Raw genomic sequence first — 20,825 nt, 5'->3', positions numbered from 1 at the left:
AAGCCGGTTCCGGCTTAGAAATGAATCAAAATTTCATGTTCCATCCCCCCGGATGTAGAGGCTAAGCCTTTAAAACTACGATATATTGGGCAAATGATTTGTTTTTGCGCCGATGAATTTCACTGGCGGCGGATATGGCAGAATCCCGGCGAATTCCTGCTGTCCGGACCCGCTGACATGGCCTTTCGTGCTCTCCTTTATCGCCGCCCGACCGAACCGCGCACGCTCGCGGTCAAAATTGGCTCATCAATCTACGCGATTCAGTTGCGGCGGCATCGCCGCGCGCGCCGCTACACGTTGCGTATTCATCCAAGCAGGCGTGAAGCCATTCTCACCATGCCTCCGCGTGGAAATCTGATTGAAGCCAAGGACTTCGCGCAGCGTCACGGCGCCTGGATCGCCGCGCGTCTCGGTGGTTTGCCGAAAGCCGCGCCGTTTTCACCTGGTACATCGGTGCCGTTGCGCGGAAATTTGCACCGGATCGTTCATCGTGCTGGCGTGCGTGGAACCGTGTGGCCGGAAACGCGCGACAGCGGCGACAAGATTCTGTGTGTAGCGGGTGATTCTGAGTTCATCGATCGTCGCGTCCACGACTTCCTCAAGCGTGAAGCGCGCGCCGCATTGACCGAAGCCTCGCATCGCTATGCTGACGTGCTCGGCGTCAAGGTGAAGCGGATCACCATCCGCGATCAGTCGAGCCGGTGGGGATCGTGCACGTCCGCAGGCGCGCTGTCGTTCTCGTGGCGGCTTATTCTCGCGCCGCCTTATGTGCTGGATTACCTTGCGGCACATGAGGTTGCGCATCTGGTCGAGATGAACCACTCGCCGCGATTCTGGAAAGTCGTCGCCAAAATTTGTCCGGCGACCGAACGTGCCAAGCGATGGCTCGACACCCACGGCAACGATCTTCATCGTTACGGCATCGAAGAATAACACCTGACCGAGTGGCATGCCGCGAGTCTGATTCAGTAAAGCTGAATCAGACTTCAGTTATGCGCGATCAACGTCGTCCGCCGAAAACCCGATCGATCAGCCAGCCATCGAGACCTGCTGCCGCTTCAGGACGACCGGATGTTTGCGTAACCGGCGGCTGACTTTGTTGCGAAGTGCGCGCGGGCACATTCGGCGGCGGGAAGTCCTGATTGTTGGACTGCGACGGAGCAGGATAAGACTGCTGTTGCGGTGAAGGTGCGCGCGAAGTTCCCGGGAACAGGTTGGACAGGAATCCGCCCGGCGATTGCATCGATCCCGGCAACGGTGAAGCCGGCACATTCTGGTGCGCGACTTTCATGAAGCGGGTCCACACCTCAACCGGCAATCCGCCGCCGGTTGCTTTTCTGGTCGGAGAGTTGTCGTCGTTGCCGAGCCAGACGCCTGTGACGAGATTCGCGGTGTAGCCGATGAACCAGGCATCGCGGAAATCCTGGCTGGTGCCGGTCTTGCCGGCGGCTGACCATCCCGGAATGTCCGCCTTCTTCGCCGTTCCCGTCACAAGCGTCTCGCGCATCATCGCATTCATCATGCCAACAGCATTCGCGGCGATCACGCGCGCCGGTGGATCGTTGCGGCGCGCATACAGCACCTTGCCCTCGGGGGTGCGGATCCGGTTCACCACATGCGGCGAGACGGCGAGGCCGCCATTGGCGAACGGCGCGTAGGCACCTACCAGTTCGTTAAGCGACACTTCCGAGGTGCCGAGCGAGATGGTCGCGTTGGACTCGAGCTTCGAGGCAATCCCGAGCCGATGCGCGGTACGCACCACATTGGCCGGGCCGACTTCAAGGCCGAGACGCACGGCCACGGTGTTCAGCGACATCGACAGCGCCTGCGTCAGCGTCACCGGGCCGAAATATTCGCGGCTGTAGTTCTCCGGCCGCCAGCCCTTGACGTCGAGCGGCGCATCGGGCCGCACCGTGTCGGGCGTCATGCCGGCCTCGACCGCGGTGAGATAGACGAACGGCTTGAACGCCGAGCCCGGCTGGCGTTTCGCCGTCACCGCGCGGTTGAACTGGCTTTCCGCATAGTTGCGCCCGCCCACCATGGCGCGCACCGCGCCGTCCGGCGTCATCGCCACCAGCGCACCCTGCGTGACGTTGAATTTCACGCTCTTGGTGGCCAGTTCGTCAATGATCGCGGCTTCGGCGACGCTCTGGAGTTTCGGGTCGATCGAGGTTTCCACCACGATGTTCTGATCAATCTGACCAACCAGATCGTCGAGCACTTCGCCGATCCAGTCGGCGACATAGTTGATGGTGCCGGCGCCGACCGGCCTGACGGCATAGGACGGTTTTTCGATCGCGGCCTTGGCCTGCGCGTCGGTGATGAACTTCACGTCGGCCATTGCGCTCAGCACGATCTGCGCACGCCGCTCCGCGCCTTCCGGATTGCGGTTCGGCGCGAGCCGCGACGGTGACTTGACGAGGCCGGCCAGCATCGCAGATTCCGACAGCGAGACATTGCGTGCAGACTTGCCGAAATACTTCTGCGCCGCGGCCTCGACGCCGTAAGCGCCGGAACCGAAATAGACACGGTTGAGATACAGTTCCAGAATCTCGTTCTTGGAGTATTTGCGCTCCAGCCAGAGCGCCAGTTCGACTTCCTGCAGCTTGCGCTGGAACGTGCGCTCCTGCGTCAGGAACAGGTTCTTGGCGAGTTGCTGGCTCAGGGTCGAACCGCCCTGCGAGACGCCGCGATGCATGAGATTGGCGAAGGCCGCGCGCGCGATGCCGGTGGGATCGAGACCGAAATGCGAATAGAAGCGGCGGTCCTCGATGGCGATAAACGCCTTCGGCAGATGGGGCGGCAGATCCTTCAGCGAGACGTTGGCACCCGGCATTTCGCCGCGCGTGGCGATGACGGTGCCGTCCATGCCGGTAATCTGGATGGTGGGCGGGCGCTTGGGAATTTCCAGCGACTGGATCGGCGGCAGTTGCGCGCTGACCCAGACAATCACGCCTGCGGATGCGATGATCGCCCACAGGCCGAGCACGGCACCCCAATACACCACACGGCCGAGGCCGGATCGCGAGCGTCCCTTCGCCTTGGTCTTGCTGTCCTTGCGGGCCGCCGCGCGGGTCTTGCGCGGACGGGTTTCGCGCGGGGCATCGTCTTCGTCGTCATCGGCAGGACGGCTTTTTGCCGCGCGACGCTTCGGCTTGACGTCTTCGTCGTCCTCTGGCCCACCGACGCGGTCCCACGGATTGAGGCGGACGCCATCGAGCGATGCGGCGCCGTCGAATTTCGGCTCCTTGCGACCGCTCTTCTTTTTACGCCCCAACGCCATCCAAACCCGTGCCGGCAATGCTGATTGTGCAAGGCGTGCAGGCTAGCGGTGGCGGTTTAAAGGCGCGTTACGCAAAGGTTAACGAGGGATTAGATGTTCCGTCGCGGCATGCCAGAAATGCCGGTCCGGAGCTCTATTGACCTGGCTTTGCGGATCGACAGAGTCTGTCGGCCAATTTCATACATGAAGGTAAGACGATGACCGGCCATATCGATCCCACCAAGGAAGTTTTCGCTGCGTTCCGCACCAACGATCGTCCCGGCCCGATCCATATGCTGAACCTGGTGCGGCTGCACGCGCAGGCGAAATACCCCGACGGCCGCGCGGTGACCGGCGCGGAGGCCTATGCCAGCTACGGGCGCGAAAGCGGGCCGGTGTTTACCCGGCTCGGCGGCCGGATCGTCTGGCAGGGCAGGTTCGAGCTGATGCTGATCGGTCCTTCAACGGAGCGATGGGATCACTGCTTCATCGCGGAGTATCCGAGCGTCGCCGCCTTCGTGGAGATGATCCGCGATCCTGTCTACCGCGAAGCGGTCAAGCACCGTCAGGCCGCCGTCGAGGATTCGCGGCTGATCCGCACCGCGCCGATGCAGGTCGGCGCGACCTTCGGCGAAATTCCCGATTAGGTCAGGGCATGATCCCGAAAAGTGGACACCGGTTTTCGGAACAGTTCATGCCCTCAATAAGGATGTAGCGACCTCAGGTCGCTACACGGCGAGCCAGAGCAGGATCAGTGCGACGGCGGCGGGAAGCGCCTGCACGATGATGATCTTTTTGCTGACCGAGTAGCCGCCGTACAGTCCGGCGACGATCACGCACAGCAGAAAGAACACCTTGATCTGGAAGCCGAATACCGGATTGGGATGGAGCAGGCCCCAGATCAGTCCGGCGGCGAGGAAGCCATTATAGAGACCCTGATTGGCGGCGAGCACCGCGGAGGCCTGCGCCTTCTCGATGGTGTTGCCGAAAGTCGCCAAACCCTTCGGCTTGGTCCAGAGAAACATCTCCAGCACCAGGAAATAGATGTGCAGCGCGGCCACCAGCGCGACCAGACCATTGGCAATCAAGCTCATCGCAATCTCCCCCAGAAAGTGGGCAACCTAGCAGCAAGCGCGATGATTGCCGAGACCTCGATGTTATCGGAAAACGGAAAGACTTCCCGGATCGCTGCGGCCATGATGGCCGAAATTCACGGTTACGGAAGCCGAACATGACTGCAAAGCAACCACAGCGATTTCATCTCGACCGGCTGGAAACGCCGATCGGCACCGCCTTGCTCGTGACCGACGATCAGGGATTCCTGCGCGCGCTCGACTGGAGCGATTACGAGGCGCGGCTGCATCGCCTGCTGCGGCGACACTACGGCGACTATGTTCTGGAGGAAGCGTCCGCTCCGAAGGACATCGTCGCGGCGCTGACCGGCTACTTCGCCGGCGATCTCGGCCAGTTGAAGACGATCAAATGGCGCACGAACGGCACGCCATTTCAGCGCAAGGTGTGGAGTGAGTTGCACAAGATACGCGTCGGCAAGACGTCGAGTTACGGTGCGTTCGCATTGCGGCTGAACGTGCCGAATGCGGCTCGCGCGGTCGGTCTTGCCAACGGCGCCAATCCGGTCAGCGTCGTGGTGCCGTGTCATCGCCTGATCGGCGCGGACGGCTCGCTCACCGGCTACGGCGGCGGTCTTGCGCGGAAAGAATGGCTGCTTGCGCACGAAGGCGCGGCGTTCAAGCGCCCCCAAGAATGATCCGGACATGATCCTGCGAAATTCAAGGATCATGCCCGATCAGGATGCGCCTAGCTTTGAGCGTTCAGCAGCTTGCCGACGGTGCGGTCGATTTCGTCATACGCACCTTCGCCGGCGTGGCTGTAGACGATGCGGCCGGACTGATCGACGATGTACTGCGCCGGCCAGTACTGGTTGCGGTAGGCATTCCATGTCGCTGAATTGTTGTCCTGTGCGACCGGATAGGTGATGCCGTGCCGCTTCAGCGCCGCCTGCACATTGCTCGTCGAACGCTCAAACGGAAATTCCGGCGTGTGCACGCCGACGATGACGAAGCCCTTGTCCTTGTACTTGGCATAGAGCTTCGTGACATGCGGCAGCGTGTTGACGCAGTTGACGCAGCCATAGGTCCAGAAGTTCACCATTACCACCTTGCCGCGCAGGCCAGCGATCGTCAGCGGGCCGGAATTCTGCCAGTTGCTGAGGCCGGTGAATTCAGGCGCGGCGGCTTTCGTCTCCGCTATCTGGATCGTTGTGGCCGCGCTGCTCGCGTCATCGCTGCGGCCGGGCAGGGTGGAAGCGATCAGCGCGAGCGCGATAACCGGAATGCTCATGATGGATCGGCGCATGGAAATCTCCTTCAACGTTACAGGCCGGTCTGGCCATTGGGATAAAACTGGGTCAGCCACGCCACGGCGAGCGTGTCGTACTGAAAGTAGGTCGCGGCGGCGAAGGCGATCACGATCACGCCGAAGCCCTGCTGCAGCCGCGGCGCGATCCGCGAGAGACTGCGCACGCGCGCGGTCACGGCCTGTCCGCCATAGGCGATGATGAGCATCGGGATTGCAGCGCCGATGGCGTATGCCACCAGCAGCAGCGAGGCCCATGCAGTATCTTTCGATGTTGCAATGACCGTCAGGATCGAGCCGAGCACCGGACCGGCGCAGGGCGTCCACACCAGGCCCAGCGTAGTGCCGAGAATGAATCCGCCGAGCAGGCCCTGACGGTCACGCGGCGTGGTGTCCTGCTGCGTCAGACCGGCGAGCCGGATCGACAGCCACTCGAACGGCGCGGGCCAGATCATCAGCAGGCCGAAGATCGCGAGCAGAACGGCCGCGCCGTCGCGCAACACGTTCGGATCGAAATCAAAAATGCGCGTCAGCGCGCTGAGCGCCAGCGCGACAACCGAGAATGCGAGCACGAAGCCTGCGGCGATGAACGCCGGGCGAAGCCGGCTGGTCTGTCCCATCGACGCGCCGAGCAGGATCGGCAGCACCGGGAGCGTGCAGGGGGCCGCAATGGTGACGACGCCGGCCAGCGCCGCGAGAAGAAGATTGAACACGATTGAGGTCCGCCGAAACTCTTAAGCCACCGCGCGCATGACGGCGCGGCCACAGGATGGGTTCGAGGGAATCTTCGGGGAGGCGGCCAGAATGTTACCGCGCATGGCGTCACGTGTTCGTGACGCGGGCGTGAGATGCGATCACGCGGCGGACATCGTCAGCGGATGAAGAAGCGCACCGGCACGGTGAAGCTCGCGGAGCTTTGCGTCATTTCCGCTGGGAACGATGGCAACGGTTGGGCGCGGTGGATCATCGCCATGGTTTCGCCATCGAGCGCCGACGAACCGGACGATTTGGACAACCGCGCACCCGTTACACTGCCGTTTCGGTTGACGGTGAAGCTCAGCATGGCGACGCCCTGTTCACCGGCGGCCTTCGCGCCCGACGGGTACTGCTTGTAGCGCTGCAGATGCGCCGAGAGCATGCCGTTGTAGCTCGCGCGCGCGGCCTGCGCGGCGCGCGGCGTCGCGGTGGTCTGCGGCGCGGGATTCTCGGTCGGCTTCTTCGGCTTCTGCTTCACCGGTTCCGGTTTGGGCTTCGGCTTCTCCGGCGGCGCTAAAATTTCAGCCTTTTCCTGCAGCGGCGTCGGCGTGATCTGTTCCTCGACAATGTCGGGCTGCTTTTCAGGTTCGGGGGCGGGAGGCTCGGCTTCCTGCATCTGCGGACCGGGAGCGATATCCTGCTGCACCGGCTCCGGGGTTTGCGGCGCGGATTCCAGATCGAGCATGATCGGCTCGGATGCCGTGCCGATCGCGTCCGGCATAGACGGTGTGTACAGCACAAATCCCGCGACCAGCGCCACATGCGTCGCCACCACCAGCGCCGCCGCGAGACCCCAGCGGCGAACGTCGGATATATCGGGCGGTCCGTGCAGGACGAGTGTGTTCATTGCAACGAGGCTCTCTGCGTCAGTTTCGTGCGTCGAGCCCGACGAGCGCCACCTTGAGGTAGCCCGCGTTGCGCAGCAGGTTCATCACGTCCATCAGTTCCCCGTAGGGGACGCTCTTGTCGGCGCGCAGGAAAACCGGATCGGCTTTCTTGCCACTGGTGGCGGTATCGAGCGCGCCGATCAGCGTGGTGCGCGGAACGATGTTCTCGCCGACCGCAACCGAAAGATCCGGCTTCACGGTGATGAAGACCGGCTTGTCGGGCCGTGGCGGTGGCGTCGCCGTGGAGGCCGGAAGCTCGACGCCGATATCGACTGTCGCCAACGGCGCGGCGACCATGAAGATGATGAGAAGCACCAGCATCACGTCGATGAACGGCGTGACGTTGATTTCGTGGGTCTCGGTCAGATCGTCATCCGAACCGCCGACTTTTCCACCCAGACGTGCGCCCATGACGTTACTCCGCCGCGCGCGCGAGGCGCAGTGAACGGCGGCCGTGGTCACGGCTGATGAGCAGCATCACCTGCGCCGTCGCGTCGCCGAGCAATGCACGGTAGGCGGTGATCATGCGAACGAGATGGTTGTAGATCACGACCGCGGGAATGGCCGCGATCAGGCCCATCGCGGTCGCGAGCAGTGCTTCGGCGATGCCGGGCGCGACGACGGCGAGGTTGGTGGTGTGGGCTTCGGAAATGCCGATGAAGGAGTTCATGATGCCCCACACCGTGCCGAACAGACCGACGAACGGCGCGGTCGCGCCGATGGTGGCGAGCATGCCGGTGCCGCGCGAAATTCGTCGCGACATCGCCGCTTCAACCCGGCTGAGCCGCAGTTCGACGCGCTCCTTGAAGCCTTCATCGTTGACGGTGTCCGACAGCGCGGCTTCCGCTGCGGCGGATTGCACCAGCCGCGACACCGCATCCTTGCCGCTGCGCGCGTCACGCTCGGCTTCCATCAGCGAGATATCATTGGCGAGAACCTTGATGCGCTTTTTTGCCCGCTTGGTCTCGTGGCGCAGTTCGAGCAATTTCGCGACGCAGATCGTCCAGGTGATGAGCGAGGCGAACGCCAGTCCGATCATCACGATTTTAACGACGATGTCCGCGCCCATGAACATGCCCCAGGGCGACAGGTTGTGCGGCAGTGCAGGGTTCTTTGCAGTCTGTCCAATGACCGGTGTTTGAGCGGCGGGGGCTTGCGCGGTCGGGGTTTGCGCCTGAGCGGCCGGCTGCTGCATCGCGGGTGCCTGCGCGGCAGGTGCCGGAGTGGCGGGCGCCGTGAGTGCAGGAGAAGCTGGCGTTGGCGCAACTGGTGTTGGCGTTGGCGAAGTAGGCGTTTGCGCAAAGGCCTGCGCGATCATCAAAGAGGTTGCAGCGGCAAGCAAGACCAATGATCCGGCAGCCTTTTTTGTATTGGTCATGTGCTCTCCGCTTCTTCAAATCGCATTTGCAGCCGACATCGGGTCAACGTCGGATGGCTTGCTGTTTCGCAGTTTTCGCCGTCTTGCAGTTTTCGCCCAAAGCTCTCGTCGGCAAATCCGCGGCGAGGCACCGCGGCCATAGCCATTGCCGGGAGGCGAGTTTCATTTTCAGAATAATGCACTGCGGTGTCCTTGTCGCCACCGGGGGGCTAGATTTAGCCAAAACTGGAACGATTCCAGAGTTTCTGCCCCGTCAGAACCTCACATTCGCGAATAGCCGCACGCCGAGGCCTGGCTGAAGAACTTCGGCTTTCTTGAAGGAAATGTGATTGCGAATCCGCTCGTTGAGCAGGTTGTCGCCGGCAAGGCCGATGGTCATTTCGCGCGGCCCGCTGTCGGTCCTGTTGAACGTATGCGTGTAGCTCACCTCTGCCTTGAGCAGATTGTATCCCGCGGTGGGTGTCTCGTTGAGGGATACGTCGTTCTGCGCAAACGCATGCAGCAGGCCCACCCGCGTGTACCACTCGGCGCTGCGCCACCAGAGGCCACCACCGGCGCGCATCGGCGCGATGCGCGGCACGTTGGTTCCATCGGTGAAGGTCGCACGCACAATGTCATACTGTCCGTCGATGCCGAACATGCCGTCGCCGAGCGGCGTAACGTCGAGCTGCGCCGCGACTTCCGCGCCCCGGAAAATCGCATCGCGCTGACCATAAGCGACCTGGGTCAGCGGACCGGCGGCGCCGCAGGTGGCGAACGTATCGGTGCAGAAGTTCCCGGTGACCTGCTTGAAAATGAAATCCTGATAGCGCGTGTAATAGAGGCTGGTCTCGAACCGCAACTGTCCCTTGGCGCGCTTGAGGCCGATCTCGGCGGTCTGCGCGGTCTCGATCTTGAGGTCCGGATTTCCGATCACGAAGGTTCCTGACGCGCCGTCGGAGCCGCGCGAGAAAAGTTCAGGTGCGGCAGGGGCGCGCTGCACATATTGCGCGTTGAGTGTCGCCACCATGTCCCACGGCAGGTTCTTCAGCACACCCAGGCTGGCGCTTTTCGGCGTGAACGTCCGCCGCGCGGGCTCTTCCGAAAATGTGTTGGGCGGCGGCAGAAAATCCGCCGGGAAGGTTGGCGCCATTCCCTTGACGATGTGGTTCTCGATGCGGGCGGCGGCTTGCAGCCGCAGTGTGTCGGTAAACTGAATCTGTTCGAAGCCGAAGGCCGCGGCGGTGTTGGTTTTGGTTGGCGCCAGCAGGCCGCCGAGGCTGCCGTCGGTGCCGAGATCGCGCTGGCCGAATTGTGCGCCCCACGTTCCGGTCAAGGCGCCGATGCCTGTCGCAACCGCCGCATGGTCCAGTTCGAATCGGCCTTCCACCTCGCGGTTTTTGATGATGTTCTTCACCACATCGACGCCGTTGCCGTTGAGGCCGAGTTCGTCGTGCTTGTAGTTGCTGGCGCCGAAAGTGAAGCGCACCGCATCGATGCCCTCGACCGGCGCGCGCAACTCGCCCTTGCTGGTCCATTTCGTCTGTTCCATGTCGATGCGCAAATTCTGCGGCGCATCGATCACGCCGGGGATGTGGTAGAGACTGGTGATGTGCTGGATCGCGGTGCCGATGTAGCCGCCGTCGAAAATGTATGAGCCGCCGACGGCTTGTCCTTCGCCCTGCAGCCGCGTGTTGGCCTGCACGCCGCCGGGGATCCGGTAGTCGCCCGCGCGCCGGCCGTAGGCATCGGCATGGATCGCGACGTTGTTGCCGCTGGCGTCGAGGCTCACCGCGCCGTCGAGACCGTTGTCGACTGACGACAGGCCGCCCTTGAACCGCGCGCTGAATCCATCCTGCACCAGCTTCTCGGGAATGCGATTGTTTGTGGCGCTCACCACGCCGCCGATCGCCTGCGATCCGTAACGCAGCGTCGCCGGTCCGCGGATCACCTCGACCTTGTCGGCGGCGAGCGGATCGATCGGCACGACGTGATCCTGGCTGAAGTCGGATGCGTCCTGCGTGCCGATGCCGTTTTCCTGCACGCGCACGCGATAGTCGTCGAGGCCGCGGATATTGGGACGGCTCGCGCCCGGCGCGAAGTTCGACGCAGCGACGCCGGGCAATCCGGACAGCACATCGGCGAGCGACGCCGCGCTGCTGCGCTGGATTTCGCGGCCGGCAAGTGCCGTGGTCGATTGAAAGGTGTCGTCGATGACGTTGACCGGCCCGCGCTGCAGGCCGTCATCGGAGGTATTCGCCGTGGGAGCCGGTGCGGACACCGCGATCTCGGGAAGCAGCTCTTGGGCCAGGCCGTCGCAGACACCTGCTGCAGTTACCGAGAGGCAGGTCATGCCTGCTACGGAAACCCATGATTTCAAACGCATTTCGCCCCCAACGCCACAACTCGCGGGAAGTTAATAATGCAAATGCGAACTATTCGCAATAAGAGTCTTGCGATTGATTCTCAAAACCGTGGACGGGGCATGCGAGCAGGCGATCGCGCGCTGCCGGAGGGCGCGATGCCGCGCCCCCGGTGACTGGTAAATAAGTACGTGTCAGATGGTGTTATTCGGCGGGCGCGGCGTCGCCGACGGGACGCGGCGCCGTGTTCGCTGCAGCGTGCGGCCTGTTGTTCTTTATCAGCGCGCGCTGACGGCGTTGGCGCAGCCAGATCAGAATGCCGGTCACGCCGAGCACCGCCGGCATAATGCCGCTCAGGAATGCGACGAAACGCCAGACCTCACCCGAATGACTGCCTTCATGCAGCCAGCGAATCCATGACGCGGTCCGGTCGCCCGACAGCGGCTGAACAACGCTGATGCCGCCGCTGCGATCATTGATCATGATCGTCACCGGTTCGGTCTTGCCCTCTTCACGAAGCCTCACGCGCCAGGCGCCGGTCTGGTTCGGATAGAAGATTGCATCGACGGTCGCGTTCGGCCGCGCGGATGCGGTTGCGAAAATCTCGGACGGCGAACGTGTCGGGTTCGCCATCACCTGGCCTCCCGGACCACCGCCGCGCTGCGGCTGCGCCGTCATGGGCGCAACCGACGACAGGAGTTCGCGTCCCTGTTGCGGCCATGCGAGATAAATTCCGGTCAGCGAGATCAGCACCAGCGGAAAGCAGATCCAGAAGCCGGTCATGTAGTGCAGGTTCGATGACGTCGCGGGGCTGCGCCGCCACACGAAGGCGCGCGACCATTGGCCGTGCCGCGGCCACCACAGATACAGACCGGTGAGCGACAGAATCAGCATCGCGACGCCGGTCCATCCGACGATGCTGCGCCCGTAATTGGGAATGGTGAGATTTTCATGGAACACGTGCATGAAGCCGAAGAACGTGTTGCGGAAGTTGGCGATGCTGATCACATGCGCGTCGTGACGATCGATGGTCGCGGTGAGGCGCACCGGACGCTCGCCCTTCGCCGCGGGTCCGCGCAGCGCAATCGTCAGCGGCACGCGATCATTTTCCGGAAAGCCGATGAACAACGGCACGAAGCCGTCGCCGGCGGCCTTGCGCGCATTATCGACAGCGAGTGCGATGTCCGTTGGTTGCGACGGCGCAACCGCGCCGCGTGGCGTGCTCATGAATTCGCCGATGTCGTCGTGATAGACGAGAATCGCGCCGGACAGCGCAACAGGCACCAGCAGAATGAACAGGCCGATGCCGAGCCAGAGATGGATGTTGCGCCAGAGCCGCTTCAGCGCTCCACGCCGGTGAGTCGAAGTTGATACTGGCATCTGGATTCGTTCTGAGGTTCCATCTGGAGAAATTCTAAGCGCGCGTTTGCGCGTTGCGCTGATCCACATCTTCTATTCACAACAGGCATATCGCTGCAATTGACAAAGCTTCGTGCCGTTGAAGTTTGCAGAAGTTCTAATCTCAAAGCCTTGCTCTGCTTCCGCGGACTTTCCTAAAGGCTGCCTTGAAATCGCCGTTCGAAAGAACGCGCGACATCTTCAGTGGTGGGGCAAGCAATGCGTCGGAACAAATTCAACAAAGAAATAAAGTCAAAGAAGAATCAGAAGCCCGACGTTGCTGCCGCCGCGCCGCAGACTCCAGCTTCATCGTCTCCCTATATTCGTGCCTCGGTGCGAAAGCCCGGAACCGCGATGCTTGGCCTCGCATCGGTGATGCTGGCGACAAACGCGATGGCGCAGGAAGCGCTTCCGACCATCGACGTGCAGGAAAATGCTGGTAACGGCGCCGGCGGTTATCAGGCCACTGCTCCGCAGGTCTCGCGCGTTCCGACTCCACTGCTCAACACGCCGCAGACAGTCAACGTCGTCACCCAGCAAGTGCTGCAGGAACAGCGTCTCACCAGCATGGAAGATGCGTTGCGCACCGTGCCGGGCATCACCTTCGCTGCGGGCGAGGGCGGAAATCAGGGCGATACTCCGATCATCCGCGGTTTCGCCGCGCGCGGCGATATCTTCCGCGACGGTATCCGCGATCCGGGCTGGTACACGCGTGACCTGTTCAACGTTGATCGCGTTGAAGTCTATAAGGGTCCGTCGGCATTCGCGTTCGGGCGTGGTTCGACCGGCGGCGCGATCAACCTTGTCACCAAGCTGCCGACCGGCATTCCCTATATCGAAGGCTTCGTCACCGGCACCACCGCGGGCGGTTACCGCACCGAGCTCGACGCCAGCGGCAAGAAGGACAACGTCTCCGGACGTATCGCCGCGATGTATCAGGACATGCCGACCCCGGGCCGCGACAATGTCGGCGTCAAGCGCTGGGGTGTCGCGCCGTCGATCAAGATCGACCTGAATCCCGAAACGCGCGCGATCATCAGCTACATCTATCAGGGCGAAGAGAGCGTTCCCGATTATGGTGTGCCGTATCTTCCGGCTCCGGTGCGCAGCCCCATGACCGGCGCGCTGACGAATCAGGGATACTATGGCAACGGTCAGGCGACCACGCCGATCCCGGTGCCGCGCAGCAACTGGTACGGCGTCAAGAACGGCCCGCTCGCCGATGTGGTGCGGACCGATACCCACATCGGCACAGTTAAGTTCGAGCGCGACCTTGCGCCCGATCTCAAGATCAGCAACGCCACGCGTTACGTGAGCAACAATCGCTTTGCGATCAACACCGCGCCGCGCAGCCTGCTTCAGGCAGACAACGTAACGGCGGTAACGCCGGGTTATCCTGTCGATCAGATGACGATCGGACGGCAGCATTTCCAGATCGAGACCAACAACACGCTGCTGACGAACCAGACCGACATCGGCGGCAAGTTCTATACCGGCTCGCTGCTGCACACGTTCTCGGCAGGGTTGGAGGCGACTCGCGAAACACGCTATCAGCAACGTGCGCGGGGCGTCGTGCCCTCCGGAAGCGCCTCGAACCTGTGTGATCCCGCTCAATGCCGGACGAGCGCCTACTATCCTGTCGATACGTCATTCGGCGGATTTTTTGGCGGGTGGAATACATCGCTCTCGACCGAAGCCACCACGGTCGCCGCGTATGCGTTCGATCAGATCAAGATCAACGAGTATTTCGAGGTGCTCGGTTCGATCCGGCACGACCACTACAAGGCCGAGTTCGGAGACCCCGGTAACGCGACCGCTGCAAATCGTAATCTGGGCCGCACCGACGATATGACGAGCTGGCGTGTCGGTGGTGTGTTCCATCCGACCAAGAACTCGAGCATCTACGCGGCCTACGGAACATCATTCAATCCGTCGGCGGAGTTGGGTGTGCTCAGTAGCGCACCGGGCAACACCGCAAGTGCGCTCCTTGACCCTGAAAAGAACACCACCATCGAAGTTGGCGCCAAGGCTGATTTTCTCAACAACAAGCTGAGTGTCACCGGCGCGATCTTCCGGATCGAAAAGACCAATCTGCGTATTCCGCAGAATCCCGATCCGAATGTCACGCCAGTGCTGGTACTTGACGGCCTCGCACGGGTTGACGGCATTGAACTGGGAATCGCGGGTGCGCTGACCGACAAGTGGCAGATTTTCGCGGGTTACAGCTATCTGCAGTCTGAAATCGTCAAGACCAGCAACCGCGCTGAACTTGGCCGTGCGTTGCCGAGCACCCCGCACAACAACTTCAACCTCTGGACGTCCTACGCCATCACGCCGGATTTCACGATCGGCGGCGGCGTGCAGTATCAGGACGATGCTTTCGCGAATACCACCAACACGACCTACGTGCCGTCGTTCTGGAAGTTCGATGCGATGGCGGCCTACAAGGTCACGCGCAATTCGACGCTGCAACTCAACGTCTACAATATCGGCGACGCGATGTACTATGCCCAGTACTATTCCGGCCATGCGGTGCCTGCATCGGGCCGTTATGCGTCGCTGACCTATCGCATCCGGTTCGAGCCGGAGCCGGCGGTGGTGCCGGCGAAGTATGTCAAGTAACGGCGTGATCAACGTCTGCAATGCGGCCGCCCGGTTTTGGGGCGGTCGTTTGTTTGTGAGTGCGCCCTCGTGAATGGGGCTTGGAGCGGCGGCGTTTCGGCGCTAGGGCATGATCCCGAAAAGTGGGCACCGGTTTTTCGGATAAGATCATGCCCAGCCAGAGTCGTGTCAATGAAGGAGCCGACGCCATGATGCTGCACATTCCCAATGTGCTGACGCCCGATCAGGTCGCGCGCTGCAAGGACGTCATGACCAAGGCCGCCTGGGTCGACGGCAACGTCACCGCCGGTCATCAGTCGGGCAAGGTCAAGTTCAATCTGCAATTGCCCGAGGAGTCCGCCGAGGCGCGCGAGCTGGGCGACATGGTGCGCGGGGCGCTGTCGCGCAATCCGCTGTTCATGTCGGCTGTGTTGCCGATGCAGATCTTTCCGCCGCTGTTCAATCGCTACGATGCCGGCATGACGTTCGGATCGCATATCGACAACGCCATCCGCACCCATTCGCAACTGCCGGTACGGATTCGCACCGACGTATCGACCACGCTGTTCATCTCGTCGCCCGAGGATTACGACGGCGGCGAACTGGTTGTCGAAGACACCTATGGCAGTCACAGTGTCAAGCTGCCCGCCGGCGATGCCGTCATCTATCCCGCGACCAGCGTCCACCATGTGACGCCGATCACGCGCGGCTCGCGCATCGCGTCGTTCTTCTGGACCCAAAGCATGATCCGCGACGTCAGCCATCGCGCCATGCTGTTCGATCTCGACATGGCGATCATCCGGTTGAACCAGGATGTGCCCGATCATCCCTCGGTGGTCACGCTGACGGGCTTCTATCACAACATGCTTCGGCAATGGGCCGAGCTATAATTTGCGGCTCTGCGCTATTCATTCGTCATTGCGAGCGAAGCGAAGCAATCCAGTCTTGATCAGACAAGGGACTGGATTGCTTCGTCGCAAGTGCTCCTCGCAATGACGAACGGAAGTCTCTCCCGCGCGCTATGCGCGGCGGCGATCTCGGCAACTCTGTCACATATCACTTCCCGTTATTCCGCTTCCCGTCATTCTAATGAGGGATCGCGCGCAGCCGGCTTGCAGCAGGTAATTTCTGGTTGGCGGCATCGACGTCAGTTGTTTCGTTGGCTTCACGGAGCAAGCGGTGTGTCATTATATGGAAGAGGTGATGCCACGCTCGGCTCGTGCAATTTCCGAGGAAAAACAGCACGTTAGTCGGGTTGAGGCGGCTCCCAGCGTTTCCGGAAGCGCCGCGCGGGCTGACCCGGATGATGAAACAGTAGGCGGCATGCTGCCGCAGCCGCAGAGTCCCGCGGCAATTGACACGTTCTAAACAATCTGCATTATATTGCATTAGTCGCCGAAGAGCGGCAGGGATAACTGCATTATTATTCTAAACGTGCAGTCTCCGAGGGGAGGGAAGCCGATGCCTGCGTTCGCAGAACCTGCGGCGGAAGAAATGCTGGTCGGTGCGCGGCCATGACGGCGGCCACCGCTCATCGTCAGGCCAGCGCGCAGGCGTTGTTCGCCGCACCGGACATTGTCGCCGAGCGCAAACCTGACGGAAGCATCTGGCTGAAATCGGCGACACCGTTGCAGCCGTTCGCGCGCTGTGTCGGCGACTGGCTCAAGCAATGGGCACGCGACACGCCCGATACGGTTTTCCTCGCGGAGCGCAGCAGCGCTGACGCGCCGTGGACCAAGCTGACTTATCGCGAAGCGTTGCGGCTCGTGCGCGCGGTGGGCGCCTGGATTCTGGCGCAGGATATGAGCGCGGAACGCCCGCTGGTGATTCTTTCCGACAATTCGGTCGATCATGCCGTGTTCATGCTGGCGGCGATGCATGTCGGCGTGCCGGCGGCGCCGGTGTCGCCGGCCTATTCGCTGGTCTCGAAGGATTTCGACAAACTGAAAAGCATGATCGCGCTGCTCGATCCCGGCGCGATCTATGTCTCCAGCGCGAAGATGTTCGCTCCCGCGTTGAACGCCATCGCGCCGCTGCACACGGCCATCGTTGTCGCCGGAGATCCGGATGGGTTCGACAATGCGATTTCATTTTCGTCGCTGACGGCTGCCGCAGAGACCCCGGATGTCGCGCGCGCGTTTTCTGGCGTCGGTCATGACACGATCGCGAAGTTTCTGTTCACGTCGGGTTCGACCGGCACGCCGAAGGCCGTCATCAACACCCAGCGCATGCTGACCTCCAACCAGGCCGCGAAAATCCAGACCTGGCCGTTTCTCGGCGAGCCCAATCTCACCACGCTCGACTGGCTGCCGTGGAGCCACACGTTCGGCGCCAATCACAACTTCAACTGCGTGCTGCGCAACGGCGGCACGCTTTACATCGACAGCGGCAAGCCCGCGCCCGGTCTGTTCGCGCTGTCGCTTGCCAATCTGCGTGATGTGATTCCGACGGTGTATTTCAACGTGCCGCGTGGCTACGACATGCTGATCGCAGCATTGCGCGAAGACGACGAACTGCGCCGGCGCTTCTTTTCGCAGGTGAAGCTCTTGTTCTATGCGGGCGCCGCGCTGCCGCAGAATCTCTGGGAAGCGCTGGAATCCTTGTCGATTGCGACCGTCGGCCACGCCGTGCCGATGGTGTCGTCATGGGGTTCGACCGAAACCGCGCCGCTCGCGACGGACTGCCACTTTCAGGCGCCGCGCTCGGGCAATATCGGCGTGCCGATCCCCGGTACGGAAATCAAGCTGGTGCCGACAGGCGACAAGCTCGAGGCGCGGGTGCGCGGCCCGAACGTGACGCCGGGATACTGGAAAGCACCGGAGCAGACCGCGAAGGCGTTCGACAGCGATGGCTTCTATCTGATGGGCGACGCGATGGTCTTCGCGGATGCCGCGCGCCCCGAACTGGGCCTGTTTTTCGATGGCCGCGTTGCCGAGGATTTCAAGCTGACGTCCGGCACCTGGGTCAGCGTCGGCACGCTGCGCATCGCGGGCATCGCCGCGCTTGCGCCATTGGCGCAGGACATCGTGGTCACCGGCCATGACAAGGACGACGTCCGCTTTCTGGTTTTTCCGAGTATCCCGGCCTGTCGCGCGCTGGCCAAACTGCCCGATGTCGGCGTTGCCGACGTACTGCGCGCTCCAAGTGTGCGCGAGGCGGTGGAGCAGGGGCTCGCGCGGCTGAAGGCGAAGGGCGGCGGCTCCTCAAGCTTCGCTACCCGTGCCTTGCTGCTGGCGGACCTGCCGTCGGTGGACGGCGGCGAGATCACCGACAAGGGTTACATCAACCAGCGCGCGGTGCTGTCGCGGCGCGCCCCAGACCTCGCAAGGCTCGACGACGACGGATGCGGCGACTGGATCGGATGTCCAGCCTGATGAGCACAAGGTCGATCTTGAAAACAGCGGGCCATGCGTGCTGCAATCGGATTCAAACATAAAAGCGAGAGGGAGACGTCTATGTCCAAGATTTTGAAGGTGAGCCGCCGGACGCTGCTGTCCGGCGCGGCCGGCGCCGCGACACTTGCCGTGACGCCGCGCCTGTTCAGCCCCGCGATCGCGCAGAATGCGCCGCTCAAGGTGGGTCTGATGCTGCCGTATACCGGCACGTTCGCGAAGCTCGGCCAGTTCATCGATAACGGCTTCGAGCTTTACTATCAGCAGAAAGGCCTCAAGCTTGGCGGCCGCGAGGTGACGTTCGTCAAGGTGGACGATGAATCCAAGCCGGAAGCCGCGACCGACAACATGAACCGCCTGGTCGGGCGCGAGAAGGTCGATGTCGTGGTCGGCACGGTGCATTCCGGCGTCGCCATGGCGATGGTGAAGGTGGCACGCGACACCAAGACGATGCTTATCATTCCGAACGCCGGCGCCAACGACGCCACCGGCGCGCTGTGCGCGCCGAACGTGTTCCGCACCTCGTTCTCGAACTGGCAGACGACCTATCCCGCCGGCAAGGTGCTGGTCGATGCCGGCGTCAAGAACGTGGTCACCATCACCTGGCGCTACACCGCCGGCGCGGAAATGATCAGCGCGTTCTCGGAAAACTTCACCAAGTCCGGCGGCAAGATCGTCGAGGACCTGACGCTGCCGTTCCCCGAAGTGGAATTCCAGGCGCTCATCACCCGCATCGCCACATTGAAGCCTGATGCGGTGTTTTCGTTCTTTGCCGGCGGCGGTGCCGTGAAGTTCGTCAAGGATTACGCGGCGGCGGGTCTCAACAAGACCATTCCGCTGTACGGCGCGGGTTTCCTCACCGACGGCACCCTTGCGGCGCAGGGCGAGGCGGCCAACGGCATCAAGACCACGCTGCACTATGCGGACAATCTCGATCACCCGGCCAACGTCGCCTTCCTGAAGGCGTTCAAGGCAAAAACGGGTCTCGACGGTGATATCTATGCCGTGCAGGGTTACGACGCGGCTGCGCTGTTCGACATCGGTCTTACGGCGGTCGGCGGCGATGCCAAGGCGCAGGACAAGATGATCGCGGCAATGGGAGCAGCGAAGATCGACTCCCCGCGCGGGCCGCTGAGTTTCAACAAGGCGCACAATCCGATCCAGAACATCTATCTGCGCGAGGTGCGCAACGGCCGCAACGAAATGGTGTCGATTGCGCAGGCCAGCGTCAACGATCCGGCGCGCGGCTGCAAGATGACGTAAGACAGCTTCCGACGCGGATCGCAGCACGCCGATCCGCGCACGATGTGTCATGGCCGGGCTTGACCCGGCCATCCATCTCTAAAAGAGTTCGCCAAGAACCTATCCTCTCACGTCGTCCCCGCGAAGGCGGGGCCCCATAACCATCGATGGTTGTTGCTTTGTACGGAACGCTCGCCAATCCAGCCGTGAGAAACCCGCAACGCAGGGAATATGGGTCCCCGCCTTCGCGGGGACGACGTCGCGTGTGTGGTGCTCACTGTTTCTCCTGCCGGGTACGTTGATGGATTTCGTAACCCTCGGCGTTCAGCTTCTGAATGCCATTCAGTACGGGACGGTCCTGTTTCTCGTCGCCAGCGGACTGACGCTGGTGTTCGGCATTCTCGGTGTCATCAATCTGGCGCACGGCGCGTTCTACATGCTGGGCGCCTATCTCGCCTACTGGATCGCGGCCTATACCGGCAGCTTCTGGATCGCCGTCGTCGGAGGTGTTGTCATCTCCTTCGTTGTCGGACTGCTGCTGGAAAATGTTTTCATCCGCAGGCTCTATGGCCGCGATCATCTAGCGCAGGTGCTGCTCTCGTTCGGCCTGATCCTTGTCATTGATGAAGTCCGGCAACTGCTGTTCGGCAAGGACGTGCATTCGGTGCTGCCGCCGGAAGGGCTGCGCGGCGCGATCCAGCTCACCGACAATCTGTCCTACCCCGTGTACCGGCTCGCGATCTGTGCGTTCTGTCTCGTGGCGGCGGCGATCATCTTCCTCGTTATCACGCGTACGAAAATAGGGATGATCGTGCGCGCGGGTGCGGAGAACCGCGAGATGACCCGCACGCTCGGCATCAACTTCGACACGGTGAACCGTTACGTGTTCGCGGTCGGCATTGCGCTGGCGGCGCTCGGCGGCATCGTGGTCGCGCCCATCTCGACCGTTTATCCCGGTATGGGCGACAGCATGCTTATTCTCTCCTTCGTCGTGGTCGTGCTCGGCGGCATCGGCTCGATCGGCGGCGCCGCGATCGGCGCGCTGCTGATCGGCCTCACCGACACCTTCGGCAAGGTGTTTTTTCCGAGTGTGTCGAGCGTGCTGATTTACGTGCTGATGGCGGCGGTGTTGTTGTGGCGTCCGAACGGCATTCTCGGCCGGCGGGAGGTGTAGCATGAGCCGAATCTCTC

Annotated in this window: 17 protein-coding genes; 8 read left to right on the top strand and 9 right to left on the bottom strand. The window is 62.2% G+C overall.

Annotated features, from left to right (window positions below):
* The first annotated feature begins 93 nt into the window (after window positions 1–93).
* Window positions 94–933, top strand: a complete 840-nt coding sequence (locus YH63_RS06075; RefSeq protein ID WP_046828376.1) for a M48 family metallopeptidase — start codon at window positions 94–96, stop codon at window positions 931–933.
* Between the two features lie 67 nt (window positions 934–1,000).
* Here YH63_RS06075 and YH63_RS06070 read toward each other — a convergent pair whose 3' ends face one another.
* Window positions 1,001–3,283: a transglycosylase domain-containing protein gene (locus tag YH63_RS06070; protein WP_046828377.1), complete on the bottom strand. Its 2,283-nt coding sequence runs from the start codon at window positions 3,281–3,283 to the stop codon at window positions 1,001–1,003.
* Between the two features lie 197 nt (window positions 3,284–3,480).
* Here YH63_RS06070 and YH63_RS06065 point away from each other — a divergent pair, with 197 nt between their 5' ends.
* On the top strand, window positions 3,481–3,909 hold the full coding sequence (locus YH63_RS06065) for a DUF1330 domain-containing protein (protein WP_046828378.1): 429 nt from the start codon (window positions 3,481–3,483) through the stop codon (window positions 3,907–3,909).
* Between the two features lie 81 nt (window positions 3,910–3,990).
* Here the strand turns inward: YH63_RS06065 and YH63_RS06060 are convergent, their stop codons facing one another.
* Window positions 3,991–4,356 carry a DUF1304 domain-containing protein gene (locus YH63_RS06060; protein WP_046828379.1) on the bottom strand — a complete coding sequence of 122 codons (366 nt, stop codon included), beginning with the start codon at window positions 4,354–4,356 and terminating at the stop codon, window positions 3,991–3,993.
* Between the two features lie 137 nt (window positions 4,357–4,493).
* Between YH63_RS06060 and YH63_RS06055 the strand changes: the two genes are divergently transcribed.
* On the top strand, window positions 4,494–5,030 hold the full coding sequence (locus YH63_RS06055; protein WP_046828380.1) for a methylated-DNA--[protein]-cysteine S-methyltransferase: 537 nt from the start codon (window positions 4,494–4,496) through the stop codon (window positions 5,028–5,030).
* A gap of 50 nt (window positions 5,031–5,080) precedes the next feature.
* On the opposite strand, the gene YH63_RS06050 is transcribed toward YH63_RS06055, so the two are convergent.
* The 7 genes from YH63_RS06050 to YH63_RS06020 form a co-directional block, all read right to left on the bottom strand.
* Window positions 5,081–5,638: a thioredoxin family protein gene (locus YH63_RS06050; RefSeq protein ID WP_046829721.1), complete on the bottom strand. Its 558-nt coding sequence runs from the start codon at window positions 5,636–5,638 to the stop codon at window positions 5,081–5,083.
* 17 nt (window positions 5,639–5,655) lie between these two features.
* Complete coding sequence (locus YH63_RS06045; RefSeq protein WP_046828381.1) at window positions 5,656–6,351, bottom strand: cytochrome c biogenesis CcdA family protein; 696 nt, start codon at window positions 6,349–6,351, stop codon at window positions 5,656–5,658.
* Between the two features lie 158 nt (window positions 6,352–6,509).
* Window positions 6,510–7,241, bottom strand: coding sequence for an energy transducer TonB family protein (locus YH63_RS06040; protein WP_046828382.1), 732 nt, complete (start codon window positions 7,239–7,241; stop codon window positions 6,510–6,512).
* 19 nt (window positions 7,242–7,260) lie between these two features.
* Window positions 7,261–7,692, bottom strand: a complete 432-nt coding sequence (gene exbD / locus YH63_RS06035) for a TonB system transport protein ExbD (protein ID WP_046828383.1) — start codon at window positions 7,690–7,692, stop codon at window positions 7,261–7,263.
* Window positions 7,693–7,696: 4 nt separating this feature from the next.
* Window positions 7,697–8,659, bottom strand: coding sequence for a tonB-system energizer ExbB (exbB, locus tag YH63_RS06030; RefSeq protein ID WP_046828384.1), 963 nt, complete (start codon window positions 8,657–8,659; stop codon window positions 7,697–7,699).
* Window positions 8,660–8,912: 253 nt separating this feature from the next.
* Window positions 8,913–11,024, bottom strand: coding sequence for a TonB-dependent receptor (locus YH63_RS06025; RefSeq protein ID WP_046828385.1), 2,112 nt, complete (start codon window positions 11,022–11,024; stop codon window positions 8,913–8,915).
* Window positions 11,025–11,205: 181 nt separating this feature from the next.
* The gene (locus YH63_RS06020; RefSeq protein WP_046828386.1) at window positions 11,206–12,381 is read right to left on the bottom strand and encodes a PepSY-associated TM helix domain-containing protein; all 1,176 of its coding nucleotides are present in this window, start codon (window positions 12,379–12,381) and stop codon (window positions 11,206–11,208) included.
* Between the two features lie 372 nt (window positions 12,382–12,753).
* On the opposite strand from YH63_RS06020, the gene YH63_RS06015 reads away from it, so the two are divergent.
* The 5 genes from YH63_RS06015 to YH63_RS05995 all read left to right on the top strand — a co-directional run bounded on the left by YH63_RS06015 (window position 12,754) and on the right by YH63_RS05995 (window position 20,808).
* Window positions 12,754–15,021, top strand: a complete 2,268-nt coding sequence (locus YH63_RS06015; RefSeq protein WP_246658020.1) for a TonB-dependent receptor — start codon at window positions 12,754–12,756, stop codon at window positions 15,019–15,021.
* A gap of 188 nt (window positions 15,022–15,209) precedes the next feature.
* Window positions 15,210–15,890, top strand: coding sequence for a Fe2+-dependent dioxygenase (locus tag YH63_RS06010; protein ID WP_046829722.1), 681 nt, complete (start codon window positions 15,210–15,212; stop codon window positions 15,888–15,890).
* 624 nt (window positions 15,891–16,514) lie between these two features.
* Window positions 16,515–18,374, top strand: a complete 1,860-nt coding sequence (locus YH63_RS06005; protein WP_046828388.1) for a feruloyl-CoA synthase — start codon at window positions 16,515–16,517, stop codon at window positions 18,372–18,374.
* An 81-nt stretch (window positions 18,375–18,455) separates the two neighbouring features.
* Complete coding sequence (locus YH63_RS06000) at window positions 18,456–19,655, top strand: ABC transporter substrate-binding protein (RefSeq protein WP_046828389.1); 1,200 nt, start codon at window positions 18,456–18,458, stop codon at window positions 19,653–19,655.
* A gap of 280 nt (window positions 19,656–19,935) precedes the next feature.
* Complete coding sequence (locus tag YH63_RS05995; protein ID WP_046828390.1) at window positions 19,936–20,808, top strand: branched-chain amino acid ABC transporter permease; 873 nt, start codon at window positions 19,936–19,938, stop codon at window positions 20,806–20,808.
* The last annotated feature ends 17 nt before the right edge of the window (window positions 20,809–20,825 follow it).

It is taken from the genome of Afipia massiliensis (assembly GCF_001006325.2).
Taxonomy (GTDB): Bacteria; Pseudomonadota; Alphaproteobacteria; order Rhizobiales; family Xanthobacteraceae; genus Afipia; species Afipia massiliensis_A.
The sequence above is the reverse complement of the archived record's forward strand: the minus strand, read 5'-3'. Positions and strand labels throughout refer to the sequence as shown.

What these genes read in the sequence shown, in the direction of transcription:
- YH63_RS06075 (WP_046828376.1), top strand. Translation starts at nt 94, where the DNA reads ATGATTTGTTTTTGCGCCGATGAATTTCACTGGCGGCGGATATGGCAG.
- YH63_RS06070 (WP_046828377.1), bottom strand. Translation starts at nt 3,283, where the DNA reads ATGGCGTTGGGGCGTAAAAAGAAGAGCGGTCGCAAGGAGCCGAAATTC.
- YH63_RS06065 (WP_046828378.1), top strand. Translation starts at nt 3,481, where the DNA reads ATGACCGGCCATATCGATCCCACCAAGGAAGTTTTCGCTGCGTTCCGC.
- YH63_RS06060 (WP_046828379.1), bottom strand. Translation starts at nt 4,356, where the DNA reads ATGAGCTTGATTGCCAATGGTCTGGTCGCGCTGGTGGCCGCGCTGCAC.
- YH63_RS06055 (WP_046828380.1), top strand. Translation starts at nt 4,494, where the DNA reads ATGACTGCAAAGCAACCACAGCGATTTCATCTCGACCGGCTGGAAACG.
- YH63_RS06050 (WP_046829721.1), bottom strand. Translation starts at nt 5,638, where the DNA reads ATGCGCCGATCCATCATGAGCATTCCGGTTATCGCGCTCGCGCTGATC.
- YH63_RS06040 (WP_046828382.1), bottom strand. Translation starts at nt 7,241, where the DNA reads ATGAACACACTCGTCCTGCACGGACCGCCCGATATATCCGACGTTCGC.
- exbD (WP_046828383.1), bottom strand. Translation starts at nt 7,692, where the DNA reads ATGGGCGCACGTCTGGGTGGAAAAGTCGGCGGTTCGGATGACGATCTG.
- exbB (WP_046828384.1), bottom strand. Translation starts at nt 8,659, where the DNA reads ATGACCAATACAAAAAAGGCTGCCGGATCATTGGTCTTGCTTGCCGCT.
- YH63_RS06025 (WP_046828385.1), bottom strand. Translation starts at nt 11,024, where the DNA reads ATGCGTTTGAAATCATGGGTTTCCGTAGCAGGCATGACCTGCCTCTCG.
- YH63_RS06020 (WP_046828386.1), bottom strand. Translation starts at nt 12,381, where the DNA reads ATGCCAGTATCAACTTCGACTCACCGGCGTGGAGCGCTGAAGCGGCTC.
- YH63_RS06015 (WP_246658020.1), top strand. Translation starts at nt 12,754, where the DNA reads ATGCTTGGCCTCGCATCGGTGATGCTGGCGACAAACGCGATGGCGCAG.
- YH63_RS06010 (WP_046829722.1), top strand. Translation starts at nt 15,210, where the DNA reads ATGATGCTGCACATTCCCAATGTGCTGACGCCCGATCAGGTCGCGCGC.
- YH63_RS06005 (WP_046828388.1), top strand. Translation starts at nt 16,515, where the DNA reads ATGACGGCGGCCACCGCTCATCGTCAGGCCAGCGCGCAGGCGTTGTTC.
- YH63_RS06000 (WP_046828389.1), top strand. Translation starts at nt 18,456, where the DNA reads ATGTCCAAGATTTTGAAGGTGAGCCGCCGGACGCTGCTGTCCGGCGCG.
- YH63_RS05995 (WP_046828390.1), top strand. Translation starts at nt 19,936, where the DNA reads ATGGATTTCGTAACCCTCGGCGTTCAGCTTCTGAATGCCATTCAGTAC.